This window comes from Apilactobacillus micheneri (assembly GCF_006493595.1).
Lineage (GTDB): Bacteria > Bacillota > Bacilli > Lactobacillales > Lactobacillaceae > Apilactobacillus > Apilactobacillus micheneri.
Window position 1 is genome coordinate 78,784 of record NZ_QUBI01000002.1, and the last position, 12,830, is coordinate 91,613.

Sequence of the window (12,830 nt, forward strand, 5' to 3'; positions counted from 1 at the left end):
TAATTCTTGAAAGGAAGTTCTTTAATTGCTAGAAAATTTATCAATAAGTAATTTAGCAATCATCGATAAATTAGAGATAGATTTTTCATCTGGCATGACAGTACTTACTGGAGAAACTGGTGCTGGTAAATCTATTATTATTGACGCTGTTGGATTATTAGCTGGTAACCGTGGATCACAAAAATTTATTAGAAATGGTAGTAACAAACTTTTAATTCAAGGTTTGTTTGTTTTCCCACAAGATGGATTAACATATAAGATTCTTGATGGTTTAGGGATTGATCATAGTGATGGCAGTGTTATTTTGCAAAGAGAGATTTACCGTAATGGTAAAAATATTTGTCGTGTGAATGGTATTTTGGTTAATACTACTACTTTAAAAAGAATTGGATCAACGGTTGTAGACATTCAGGGGCAAAATGATAGTCAAGATTTAATGCAACCGGATAAACATGTAAAATTATTAGATGAATTTGGTTCCGATGAATTGCAACCGCTTTTGAAAAAATATAATCATTATTATGAAAAATATAATCGACTCAGTAAACTAATTGAAGAAAAACGTAATAATGAAAAAGAATGGTCTCAAAGATTAGACATGCTCCAATTTCAAGAAAACGAAATTGGTAATGCCAATTTAGAAAATGGTGAAGAAGAAAGATTATCCAAAGAACGTGATCATTTACAAAATTATCAAAGGATTGTTGACTCTTTAAATTTATCTTTTAGTGCAATTAATGGCGATGATGCAATTAGTCCTTTAGATATGATTGGTCAAGCGATGAATGCAATGCAATCAATTGAAGATGTTGATTCTAAATTTGGTGAGATATCGGATAACATAAAAGACGCTTTTTATTTATTGCAAGATGCGTCTGATAATATTTCTGATCAAGTTGATTTGCAAGAATTTGATTATAATCGTTTAGAAGAGATTGAAGAAAGACTGAACATTATTTATGAACTAAAACGAAAATATGGTGATTCGATTGAGCAGATATTACAACACTATGATAATGTCAAAAATGAATTATCTTCGATGCAATCTGATAAGGAAACTGGCGAAGACCTTACTGAGCAATATAAACATACTTATGATAAATTAGAAACTGTAGCCCAAAAAATTAGTTCAGTTAGGCATAAGGTTTCTGTTGGATTAGAGAATGCAATTCATCAACAATTATCTGATTTATATATGTCAAAGACTGAATTTAAAGTTGTTTTTAACAAGTTACCTAATAAATCATTTAATCAGTTTGGAAATGAACATGTAGAATTTTATATGCGTACTAATCCAGGAGAAAGCTTATTGCCATTGAGTAAAATAGCTTCTGGTGGTGAAATTTCCAGGATTCTTCTAGCTCTAAAAACGGTATTTGCTAGTTCTCAAGGAATTACTTCCATTGTTTTTGATGAAGTTGATACTGGTGTTTCTGGTAGAGTTGCGCAAGCCATTGCTGACAAAATTTCTTCTATTTCTAGGCAATCACAAGTTTTATGTATCACTCATTTACCACAAGTGGCTGCAATGGCCGATCATCATTATTTCATAAAAAAAGAAGTTTCCAATGATCGTACTAATACTAATTTAGTTAAATTAGGTAGTGATGCTAGAGTAGAAGAACTTGCTAGGATGTTATCTGGTTCCACTGTTACTAAGTTAACAATGGAACATGCTAATGAATTGCTTAATTTAGCAGATGACGAGAAAAAATAAATTTGAAAATTTTACTTAAATAGACCATAATAGTAATAATATTATTTAATTTTAAGGGGTTTTATAATGGCAAAACGAGGAATGCTAATTGTTCTTTCTGGTCCTTCGGGTGTTGGTAAAGGTACTGTTAGAAAAGCACTTTTTAATCAACCCAATGTAGATTTTAAATATTCAATTTCAATGACTACTAGAAAGCCTCGTGAAGGCGAAGTTAATGGAAAAGACTATTTTTTTGTTTCTAAGGAACAATTTGAGAATCATATTAAAAATGGAGAAGTATTGGAATATGCTAAGTATGTTGACAATTATTACGGTACACCATTAAAATATGTAAATGAGACTTTAGATGCTGGTCATGATGTTTTCTTAGAAATTGAAGTTAATGGTGCAATGCAAGTTAGAGCTAATTGCCCTGAAGCAATATTTGTATTTTTGACTCCACCTGATTTAGTAGTTCTAAAGAACCGTCTAATTGGTCGTGGTACTGATGATATGGAAGTCATTAATAAGCGAATTAAAAAGGCGGTTTTAGAAATTAAAATGATGCGTAACTACGACTATGCTGTTTTGAATGATAAAGTAGAGAATGCTGTTGATAGAATTCAAACTATTATTAGTAGTGAAAGACTTAAAGTAAATCGTGTTATGCCAGATTATTTATCATCGTTAGGAGACGAAGCTTAATGTTATTATACCCATCTGTAGATAAACTACTTGAAAGAGTCGATTCTAGATATTCATTAATTATGTTAGCTAGTAAAAGAGCTCATGAAATTGAATCCGGTTCTCCATTATTATTAGATAGCTATAAATCAAGAAAGCCAGTTGGTAAGGCTTTTGAAGAAATTGCTGCTGGTAAGGTAGAACTTACAAGAACCGAAAAATAATTTTTAAAACCTTTGCATTGATTGCAAGGGTTTTTATTTTTAATTTAGTAACAAAATTTTGATACAATATTAATAAATAATGATTGAGGTGTAAAAATGTTTAATAATCTAAATGTTGCATTATATGTATCTGGTAGTATCGCTGCCTATAAGTCACTAACCTTGGCTAGAGATTTAATTAAGCAAGGGGCAAATGTAAGAGTAATAATGACAAATAGTGCACAACTATTTGTAACTCCACTTGCATTTCAGACGCTTACTAAAAATAAAGTTTTTACTAACATTAGTGAAGAGCCGGACGAAAAAGAAATAACCCATATTAATATTGCAAAATGGGCCGATATATCACTTATTGCACCCGCAACTGCTAATTTTATTTCTAAGATAGCTAACGGTATTGCAGATGATGCAGCTAGTACTACTTTATTAGCAACTAATGGTAAGAAAATATTAGTACCAGCAATGAATGACAATATGTGGAATAATCCGGCTACTATAAGGAATATTAACACATTAAAAAATGATGGTATAATTATTTTTTCACCTACAAAGGGGTATTTAGCTGAAGGTTATTCTGGTAAAGGTAGAATGATTGAACCAGAGTTAATTATAGAAAAAATGGAGAGTAATTTAAGTAATAGTCATTTATTAGAGGGAAAAAAGGTCATTGTTACTGCTGGTGGAACTAGAGAGTCTATTGATCCAGTTAGGTATATAAGTAATAATTCATCTGGTAAAATGGGATATGCGATTGCAGATGCTGCTATCAATGCAGGTGCTGACGTTACACTTATTAGTGCTCCTTCTAAATTAACTGCTAATGATAAAGCAAGATTAATTTCTGTTAATTCCTCTGCGGATATGGAAAATGCAGTTAAAGAGAATTTTTATCAGTCCGATATCTTAATTATGGCAGCTGCAGTTTCTGACTATAAGCCGGTTAGTTATTCTGATCAAAAAATTAAGAAAAATGATGATAATTTAGTTATAAAATTATCGAAAACTAACGATATTTTAAAAGCAATTGCAAAAATTAAATCTAATCAGTTTGTAATAGGCTTTGCAGCAGAAACACAAAACTTAATTGAGAATGCTAAAAGTGAACTAAAACATAAGAATCTTGACATGTTAGTTGCTAACGATGTTTCTGGGGAGAAAGTTGGCTTTAATAGTGATAATAATAAAGTTTACTTTATTGATAATAATGGAATAATTAGCCAAACTGGTATTGAAAGTAAGCAAAAAATTTCCAATGATTTAATAAAACTTATTAGTGAAAGAATTGATAAATAAGGAAGAGATATATTGAATTTAGCAAAAATAATTGTTGATGTACCAACTATGCAAACTAATGATCCTTATACTTATCAAATTCCTGACTTCTTAAATGAACAACTAGAAAAAGGAATGCGAGTAATAGTTCCTTTTGGTAATGGGAGTCGTAAGGTTCAAGGAATTGTTTGGAAAATAAATCATAATGGTAAGTTTGATGGTAAGTTAAAAGCTATCGAAAGTGTCATGGATCTTGAACCTGTATTAAATGATGAACTATTATTAATGTCAAAATGGATGGCTAATAAGACCTTTTCTTTTCAAATTAGCTGCATATTAACAATGTTGCCTAGTGTGATGCGTGCTAAATATCAAAAACAATTAAAATTAGTTGATGATATTGATGATGAAAATGTGGCTAAAATATTTAGTAAGTCTAAAATTGTAGATTTTAATCCAGAAGAATTTGATAAAGATATATTAAGAAAAATTTTGAGTCTAAAGAAGAACAATAAGATTGAAATTAAATATAATGTTAAAAATAAAGCACAGTCTAAAAAAATATTAGGTTTAAAGCCTAATATTTTCGATAATGATATAGACAAAGCATTATCGAGCTTACGTTCTAATGCAATTAAACAAAAAAATATTTTATATTATATTCGAGATTATCCTAGAGAAACAATTTCACAGAGAAAATTATGCAAAAAATATGATATATCTGAGTCTGCCGTTAAAACTGCTGTTAACAAGGGTTGGTTTAAACAATTTCAGATGGAAGCTTATCGTAATCCATATAAACAACCTGTTAAAAGAAATTACCCTTTAAAGCTTAACGCTGATCAATCAAATGCAGTAAATCAAGTTGGCAATTCAATCGACAATAATAATAGTAAGGTGTTTTTATTAGAGGGCGTTACAGGTTCAGGCAAAACAGAAGTATATTTGCAGGCAATGCAAAAAACATTGGCTATGGGTAAAACAGCTTTGATGTTAGTGCCAGAAATTGCGTTAACTCCACAAATGGCTAATCGAGTAAAAGGTAGGTTCGGTAATAGAGTTGCGATGCTCCATAGCGGACTATCTAATGGAGAAAAATATGATGAATGGCGTCGAATAAACAATGGTGAAGCAGACGTAGTAGTAGGTGCAAGATCAGCAGTATTTGCTCCACTCAAAAATATTGGCTTAATTATTATGGATGAAGAACATGATACTAGTTATAAACAGGATGATACTCCGCGTTATCATACTAGGGATGTTGCTAAATGGCGTGCTAAATATTATAAATGTCCAGTTATATTAGGAAGTGCAACCCCTTCTTTAGAATCGAGAGCAAGAGCAACTAAGGGAGTTTATTCTTTGATAAGATTACCGCATCGAATTAATAATCAGTCACTACCAGATGTGAAAATTATTGATATGAAGAATGAACTAATTAATAGTGGCGATGAAGACTTTTCTTCTGAGCTGTTAAATGCAATTAGAAATCGTATTAGTAAAGGTGAACAAACTGTTTTAATGTTGAATCGTAGAGGTTATTCTTCATTTATAATGTGCAGAACTTGTGGATTTGTATTGAAATGTCCTAATTGTGATATTTCATTGACATTGCATATGGATACTAAAACGATGAAATGCCATTATTGTGGCCATGAAGAACCTATACCATATAAATGTCCTAATTGCCATGATAAAAAAATTAGATATTATGGAACAGGAACTCAAAAAGTTCAAAAAAAATTACAAAAATTAATTCCTAATGCTCAAATCATTAGAATGGATGTCGATACTACCAGAAGAAAGGGCTCTCATGAAAGACTCTTACAAGAGTTTGGCCAAGGTAATGCTGACATATTGTTAGGAACACAAATGATTGCCAAAGGTTTAGATTTTCCTAATGTGACTCTTGTTGGTGTTTTAAATGCTGATACTTCATTAGATTTTCCAGATTTTCGCTCTAGTGAGAAGACATTTGAACTATTAACCCAAGTTAGTGGTCGTGCAGGTCGTGCGGAGAAGGAAGGGTTAGTTTATATTCAAACATTTAATCCAGATAATTATGCTATTCAGTTATCTAGACAGCAAGATTATGAAAAATTCTATCGAACTGAAATGAATATTAGACATATAACCAACTATCCACCATATTATTTCACTGTTAAAATAACTGCTAGTGATATAAACGAATCTAAAGCTGCTGCAAAGATGTTTGAAATATCAAAAATATTAAAAGCTAAGTTAAGTGATCAGACAATTATGTTGGGTCCATCGCCTAGTTCTATTTTGAGAATAAAAAATAAATATTATTATCAAATTATTATTAAATATAAAAATGAACCTAATTTACATGCCTGTTTAGAATACATTTTGCAACATTATCAAAAAGATGCACAAAAGGGACTTTATGTAAATATTGATCCTAATCCATTAAACTTTATGTAAGGAAGTATATAAAATATGCAAAAAATTGTTTTTATGGGAACCCCTTCTTTTGCGGTTCCAATTTTAAAAGATCTAGTCAAATCAAATGATTATGATGTTTTAGCCGTTGTTACTCAACCAGATCGTCCATTTGGTCGTAAGCGAGTTTTAAAAGCATCTCCTGTTAAATTGTTTGCCGAAGAAGCAAATATTGATGTATTACAACCAGAAAAAATTAGTGGTAGTAAAGAAATGCAAAAAATTATCAATTTAAGCCCAGATTTTATCATTACTGCGGCGTTTGGACAGTTTTTACCTACAAAGCTTTTGAATGCTGCAAAAGTAGCTGCAGTTAATGTCCACGGTTCTTTGTTACCTAAATATCGTGGTGGTGCGCCTGTTCAATATTCAATTATGAATGGTGACGATAAAACTGGAATTTCTATTATGTATATGGTCAAAAAGATGGATGCTGGTGATATTTTAGCTCAGGAATCTATTAAAATTGAAGAAAATGATGATACTGCTTCAATGTTTGATAAATTAAGTATCTTAGGTAGTAAGTTATTATTAGAGACTTTACCCAAGATAGTTGATGGAAGTGTTAAACCAATAGCCCAAGATGAAAGCAAAGTAGTATTTTCACCTAACATCAAACGTTCTGAAGAACAACTTGATTTTAATAAAACTGCATTTTTAGTTGACCGCAAGGTTAGAGCTCTAAGACCAGATCCTAGTGCATTTACTTTTCTTAAAGGTAAACGTACAAAAATTTGGCAAACCAAAGTTGTTAATGATGAAAAAACTGATTTAGCACCGGGACAAGTTGTTACTAAAACTAAGAAGTCTTTAAAGATTGCTTGTGGCAATGGAACTGTAATCGCAATCGTTGAACTTCAACCAGCTGGTAAGCCTAAACAAAATATTAATGCTTACTTAAATGGAGCTGGCCAAAGCATTAAAGAAAAGGAACAGGTAATTACTAATGAGTAAAGATAATCCTAGACTTTTAGCAGTAAAAACACTTAATAAAATATCAAATGGATCATATTCTAATTTACAATTAAATCAAGTTATTGAACATAGTGACTTGGATAGTCGTGATATAAGTTTATTAACTAATATTGTTTATGGTGTAATTCAACATCGACTAACTTTAGAATATTATCTAAATTCTTTTTTAAAAAATCCAAAAAAGATAGACAGTTGGGTAAGAGAATTACTTTATACTTCAATTTATCAAATGTACTATCTAAATAAGATTCCTGAACGTGCTATTTTTAACGAATCTATAAAAATAGCCAAAAAATTAGGACATGATGGAATTAGAAGAATGGTAACAGGAACATTACATCAAATACAAAGGAATGGTTTACCATCTTTTAATGAAATTGAAGATCCAATGAGAAAATTATCAATTGAATATAGTGTTTCACCTTGGATTATTGAGGAATTAAATCAACAAGTTGGTAATCAAAAAACAATCTCTATTTTAGAAAGTATTAATAAACCTTCTAAACAATCAGTAAGATTTAATTCCAAATTAATTGATAAATCCGTCTTATCCAATGAATTACAATCTGAAGGATATGAAGTAAAAAATAGTTCATTAGCCAAATCTGGCTTAATTTTGACCGATAAATCGGCAAGCTATAGTGATTTATTTAAAACTGGTAAAATGACTATTCAAGATGAAAGTGCAATGTTACCGGTTGAATCAATGGATATTAAGCCTCATTATCAGATATTAGATGCATGTTCTGCTCCTGGCGGTAAAACTACCCAAATTGCTGAAAAATTAGATTATAATCAAGGCGGTCACGTATTTGCACTTGATTTACATGAAAAACGTTTAAAACAAGTTGAAAAAAATGCTAAACGTTTAGGAGTATCTGATGTTTTAAGCACCGAAGCTTGTGATGCTAGAAAAATAGATTCATTGTATAAAGATGGACAATTTGATCAGATATTGATTGATGCACCATGTTCTGGAATTGGTTTGATTAGAAGAAAACCTGAAATAAGATATGAAAAACAATTATCAGATGTTAATCATTTATCAAATATACAGCTTGATATATTAAATTCAGTTGCTCCAAAATTAAAGAGTGGTGGAAAATTAGTATATAGTACTTGTACTATTTTAAACCAAGAAAATAGTGATGTTATTGATAAATTCTTGTCTTTAAACTCAGATTTTGAATTAGTAACTACTAAAACTTTATTGGACTTAAAAAATAATGATAAATATTTGAAAATTTATCCAGATGATTATGAATCAGATGGATTTTTCGTATGTAATTTAATTAAAAAATAGTGGAGATATTATGCAAATAATTGCTAAATCATCGATTGGGAAAGTTAGAGCTAATAATGAAGATTGTGTAGGCTATTTTTATAATCATCAGGGTGCTTTAATAGCAATTCTAGCTGATGGCATTGGTGGTAATCGTGGTGGCGATGTAGCATCTAAAATGGCTGTTAATTTATTAGGGAATGCTTTTAAACAATATACTATTAGTTCAATTAAGGATGTTGAAAAATGGATTCAAGAACAATTTAAAATTATTAATAATCAAATAGTTAATAAATCAGAAGAAGCCCTCTCACTTGATAAAATGGGGACAACAATTGTTGTTGCATTATTTTTTGGTAATCAATACTTAGTTGCTCATTTAGGTGATAGTAGGTGTTATTTGCTTCATAATAATAATATGAAACAAATAACTGAGGATCATTCTTACGTAAATATGTTAGTAAAAAAGGGTGAAATATCTAAAAAAGATGCTATTTATTCTTCTTTAAAGAATATTATTGTCAAAGGATTAGGAGTATCTGGGGATGCTAATACCAATATCACTAAGATAAGCTTATCAACAAATGATATTATTTTATTATGTAGTGATGGGCTTACCAATATGGTTAATGATTCATATATTTATGAAAAACTCAGTAAAAATCAATCTATTGATGAAATAGCCAATGATTTAATAAAAGGAGCTAATGATAATGGTGGTAGTGATAATATATCTGTCATTATTATTAGAAATTCTTTAGGAAGTGATAATCTATGAAAAACGGTACAGTTTTAAATAATCGTTATAAGATTATCAATAAAATTGGTGAAGGTGGAATGGTAAATGTTTATTTAGCTAATGATAATAAAAATAAACGTTTAGTTACCATCAAAATTATAAGACTTGATTTTCAACATAGTAAAAAAGCTCAGCGACATTTTAAATATGAAAAGTTAGCTATTAATAAATTGAAAAGTGAATATATTGTTAAAGTATACGATGTTGGAAAATATAAAGATATGCAATATTTAGTTATGGAATATGTTCCAGGATCCGATTTAAAAAAATATATTCAAAAAAATTATCCTATTGACCTAAAAATTGTTGTTTATATTATGAGTCAAATACTCAATGCTGTGAATGTAGCACATAATCATGGTATTATTCATCGTGATTTAAAACCACAAAATATTTTAATTAATAAAAATAAAAATATTAAAATAACTGATTTTGGAATTGCTGTTATGACTGATCTATTACCATTAACTCGTACTAATTCTATCGTTGGTTCAATTCATTATATATCGCCTGAACAAACATTAGGTAAATCAGTCACTATGAAATCTGATATTTATTCTTTAGGTATTATTCTATACGAACTATTGGTGGGAAATGTTCCTTTTAATGGAGATTCTCCAGTTAGCATTGCTATGAAACATTCACGCAGTAACATCCCATCAATAATGAATCAAAACAGCAAAGTACCTCAATCATTAGAAAATGTGGTATTAAAAGCTACAGCAAAAAGGCCTAGTGATCGTTATGATAGTGTTTTAGAAATGAAGAAAGATTTAGAAACTGCTTTAGATTCTAGCAGAAAAGATGAAGCCAAATTATTTTTTAAAGTTGAAAATAAAAAAGATATTGATAATGATGAAACAAAAATATTAAATTTGGAAAACCTAAAAAAAGACGATGCTAGAATTAACATTTTAAATAACAATAAAAACAAAAAATTATTATTTCTGATTACGGTATTTTTGTTATTCATTATTTTAATTATATTACTACTACATTTAACCTTATTTTCTAGAGTTAATGTTCCAAATGTTGATAATATGACAATTGAGAAAGCTAAATACAATATCAAAAAATCAAAGTTACTTTCCACAAAAATAATTTATCGAAACAACTACGAAGTTCCTTATAACCATGTTATTAAGACCGAACCTAATGCTAAAACTAGATTATTAAATCATTCTGGCATTAAATTAATTGTTAGTAATGGTGCTGGTGTAATTAATATGGACAACTATGTTGGTAAGAATTATGATAAAGTTTATCCTAAGTTATCCAAAATGGGTTTTAAAGTTAAAAAAATTTATAACTATAATGACTACTTTATGCCTAACCATATTTTGAACCAAAGTATTTTACCTAATGCTAAGGTTAGTCCCAAAAATAAGTCTTTAAATTTAGTTGTATCAAAATATGGTGAATCATTTACAATGAAAAATTTAGTTGGAAAACATGAAGAACAGGCTAAAAAATATGTAAAAGATAAACATCTAAATGCTAAATTTCATTATGAAAATACTAAAGATGAACCAGTCGGGGTTGTTTACCAACAAAATCCTAGTGATGGTTTGAAACTTCAAAGTGGTTATAATGTTGAAATTTGGGTTTCAAAGGGGAATACAAGTGGTGTAAACTTAAGCCATGGATTTAACTTGTCATTACAAGTTCCATATAAAAAGACTGATAACTTAAATGGAAATAAAATTACTGTCTATTCTAATATAAATGGCAAAGGACTTTCATTCTATGAGACTATATACATTAATAAGGATACTAATATAACGATTCCATATAATTTAAAGTCAAATGAAAAATCAAGATATGAAATATATCGAGACGGAAAACTAATTATGAAATAAAGATTGAGGTGATTAATTGTCAAAAGGAAAAGTATTTCAATCACTTAGTGGATTTTATGATATTATAAGTGATGGTAAAATATATAGAACTCGTGCTCGTGGTAATTTTAGAAAGCGTAAAATTACTCCATTGGTAGGTGATGAGGTAGAATTTCAATCAAATTCTTTAACAGAAGGATATTTACTTAAAGTATTTGATAGGAAAAATTCATTGGTTAGACCTCCAATAGCTAATATTGATCAAGCTGTTGTGGTAACCTCAACGATTCAACCAAATTTTTCTAGTAATTTATTAGATCGTCAGTTAGTTGCTTTAGAAATAAATAATATTAAGCCAATTATTTATTTTACCAAGATAGATTTATTGGATAATGATAATCTTAATTATTTCAATAATATCAAATCAATTTATCAGAATATTGGCTATAATGTTATTATGTCTAATGGTGAAAATGATATTGAATCTTTAAAAGAATTAAATGAATATTTTAAAAATAAAGTAAGCGTAATTATGGGACAAACAGGTGCTGGTAAGTCTACATTATTGAATAAGATTGCTCCAAAGCTCAATTTACCAACCGGTGAAATATCATCATCCTTGAATCGTGGGAAACATACCACTAGAAAAGTTAGCTTTCTTAAAATGAATGGTGGTTTGGTTGCCGACACTCCTGGATTTTCGTCTTATGATAATTTTGATATTAGATCTGATGAACTTAGAAATTACTTCCCCGAATTTAAAAGAAACGCTGATAAATGTAAATTTAGGGGATGTGTTCACATCAATGAACCTAAATGTGAAATAAAAAAATTATTAGATGAGAATAAATTATCTCACGAACGTTATAATAATTATTTACAGTTGTATAAAATATTAAAGAACAAAAAACCAATTTATAATAAAAAGAAATGAGGACATATTTATGATTAAAGTAGCTCCATCAATTTTAAGTGCTGACTATTTAAATTTAGAAAGAGATATTAATAAAATTGAAAAAGATGCTGAATATTTACATATTGATGTAATGGATGGTGATTTTGTACCTTCAATTTCATATGGACCAGGATGGGTTAAACAGATTAGAAAAACTTCTGATTTAATTTTAGATGTTCATATGATGGTAAGAAATCCTGAAAGATATGTAGATGAATTTGCTGACAATGGTGCAGACCTAATTGGTGTTCATGTAGAAGCTACACCACATATCCATAGAGCATTACAAATGATTAAAAATAAGGGAGTAAAAGCTGAAGTTGTTATTAATCCTGGAACTCCAGTAGAAGCTATTAAGCCCGTATTATATATGGTTGATCAAGTGTTAGTAATGACTGTTAATCCTGGATTTGGTGGTCAAAAATTCTTACCTGAAACTGTTAAGAAAATTCAACAATTAAATGATTTAAAGAAGAGTGAAGGTTATTCATTTGATATTGAAATTGATGGTGGGGTTAATAATGAAACTGTTAAAACTGCTTATAATGCAGGTGCTACAGTTGCTGTTGCTGGTTCCTATGTCTTTAACGATGAAAATCCTTCATCAAAGGTTCAAGCTATTAAGGATGCCACTAAATAATT

11 protein-coding genes are annotated in these 12,830 nt (G+C 29.5%); all 11 read left to right on the plus strand.

What is annotated here, in order from left to right; genetic code table 11:
• Positions 1 to 25 precede the first annotated feature (25 nt).
• The 11 genes from recN to rpe all read left to right on the plus strand — a co-directional run bounded on the left by recN (position 26) and on the right by rpe (position 12,828).
• On the plus strand, positions 26 to 1,717 hold the full coding sequence (gene recN, locus DY123_RS02275) for a DNA repair protein RecN (protein WP_140936389.1): 1,692 nt from the start codon (positions 26 to 28) through the stop codon (positions 1,715 to 1,717).
• A gap of 66 nt (positions 1,718 to 1,783) precedes the next feature.
• The gene (gmk, locus tag DY123_RS02280; RefSeq protein WP_105964546.1) at positions 1,784 to 2,401 is read left to right on the plus strand and encodes a guanylate kinase; all 618 of its coding nucleotides are present in this window, start codon (positions 1,784 to 1,786) and stop codon (positions 2,399 to 2,401) included.
• Complete coding sequence (gene rpoZ / locus DY123_RS02285; protein WP_105964547.1) at positions 2,401 to 2,604, plus strand: DNA-directed RNA polymerase subunit omega; 204 nt, start codon at positions 2,401 to 2,403, stop codon at positions 2,602 to 2,604. Before gmk ends, rpoZ begins: the two co-directional genes overlap by 1 nt.
• 96 nt (positions 2,605 to 2,700) lie before the next feature.
• A complete protein-coding gene (gene coaBC, locus DY123_RS02290) occupies positions 2,701 to 3,897 on the plus strand; it encodes a bifunctional phosphopantothenoylcysteine decarboxylase/phosphopantothenate--cysteine ligase CoaBC (RefSeq protein ID WP_140923940.1) in 1,197 nt (398 codons plus the stop codon).
• Positions 3,898 to 3,906: 9 nt separating this feature from the next.
• The gene (priA, locus tag DY123_RS02295) at positions 3,907 to 6,321 is read left to right on the plus strand and encodes a primosomal protein N' (protein ID WP_140923942.1); all 2,415 of its coding nucleotides are present in this window, start codon (positions 3,907 to 3,909) and stop codon (positions 6,319 to 6,321) included.
• Between the two features lie 15 nt (positions 6,322 to 6,336).
• Entirely contained in the window at positions 6,337 to 7,293 is a 957-nt protein-coding gene (gene fmt, locus DY123_RS02300) for a methionyl-tRNA formyltransferase (RefSeq protein WP_140923944.1), read from the plus strand.
• Positions 7,286 to 8,617, plus strand: a complete 1,332-nt coding sequence (rsmB, locus tag DY123_RS02305) for a 16S rRNA (cytosine(967)-C(5))-methyltransferase RsmB (protein WP_140923946.1) — start codon at positions 7,286 to 7,288, stop codon at positions 8,615 to 8,617. The genes fmt and rsmB overlap by 8 nt, the downstream gene beginning before the upstream one ends.
• A gap of 10 nt (positions 8,618 to 8,627) precedes the next feature.
• Positions 8,628 to 9,374 (plus strand): Stp1/IreP family PP2C-type Ser/Thr phosphatase, encoded by a 747-nt coding sequence (locus DY123_RS02310; RefSeq protein ID WP_140923948.1) that lies wholly within the window; start codon positions 8,628 to 8,630, stop codon positions 9,372 to 9,374.
• A complete protein-coding gene (gene pknB / locus DY123_RS02315; protein ID WP_140923950.1) occupies positions 9,371 to 11,254 on the plus strand; it encodes a Stk1 family PASTA domain-containing Ser/Thr kinase in 1,884 nt (627 codons plus the stop codon). The genes DY123_RS02310 and pknB overlap by 4 nt, the downstream gene beginning before the upstream one ends.
• A 16-nt stretch (positions 11,255 to 11,270) precedes the next feature.
• On the plus strand, positions 11,271 to 12,167 hold the full coding sequence (rsgA, locus tag DY123_RS02320; protein ID WP_140923951.1) for a ribosome small subunit-dependent GTPase A: 897 nt from the start codon (positions 11,271 to 11,273) through the stop codon (positions 12,165 to 12,167).
• 10 nt (positions 12,168 to 12,177) lie between these two features.
• Positions 12,178 to 12,828 carry a ribulose-phosphate 3-epimerase gene (rpe, locus tag DY123_RS02325; RefSeq protein ID WP_108983195.1) on the plus strand — a complete coding sequence of 217 codons (651 nt, stop codon included), beginning with the start codon at positions 12,178 to 12,180 and terminating at the stop codon, positions 12,826 to 12,828.
• Positions 12,829 to 12,830: the final 2 nt, after the last annotated feature.

Excerpts from the sequence above, each read along its gene's own strand:
- gmk (WP_105964546.1), top strand. The coding sequence starts at position 1,784 with ATGGCAAAACGAGGAATGCTAATTGTTCTTTCTGGTCCTTCGGGTGTT.
- rpoZ (WP_105964547.1), top strand. The coding sequence starts at position 2,401 with ATGTTATTATACCCATCTGTAGATAAACTACTTGAAAGAGTCGATTCT.
- coaBC (WP_140923940.1), top strand. The coding sequence starts at position 2,701 with ATGTTTAATAATCTAAATGTTGCATTATATGTATCTGGTAGTATCGCT.
- fmt (WP_140923944.1), top strand. The coding sequence starts at position 6,337 with ATGCAAAAAATTGTTTTTATGGGAACCCCTTCTTTTGCGGTTCCAATT.
- rsmB (WP_140923946.1), top strand. The coding sequence starts at position 7,286 with ATGAGTAAAGATAATCCTAGACTTTTAGCAGTAAAAACACTTAATAAA.
- DY123_RS02310 (WP_140923948.1), top strand. The coding sequence starts at position 8,628 with ATGCAAATAATTGCTAAATCATCGATTGGGAAAGTTAGAGCTAATAAT.
- pknB (WP_140923950.1), top strand. The coding sequence starts at position 9,371 with ATGAAAAACGGTACAGTTTTAAATAATCGTTATAAGATTATCAATAAA.
- rpe (WP_108983195.1), top strand. The coding sequence starts at position 12,178 with ATGATTAAAGTAGCTCCATCAATTTTAAGTGCTGACTATTTAAATTTA.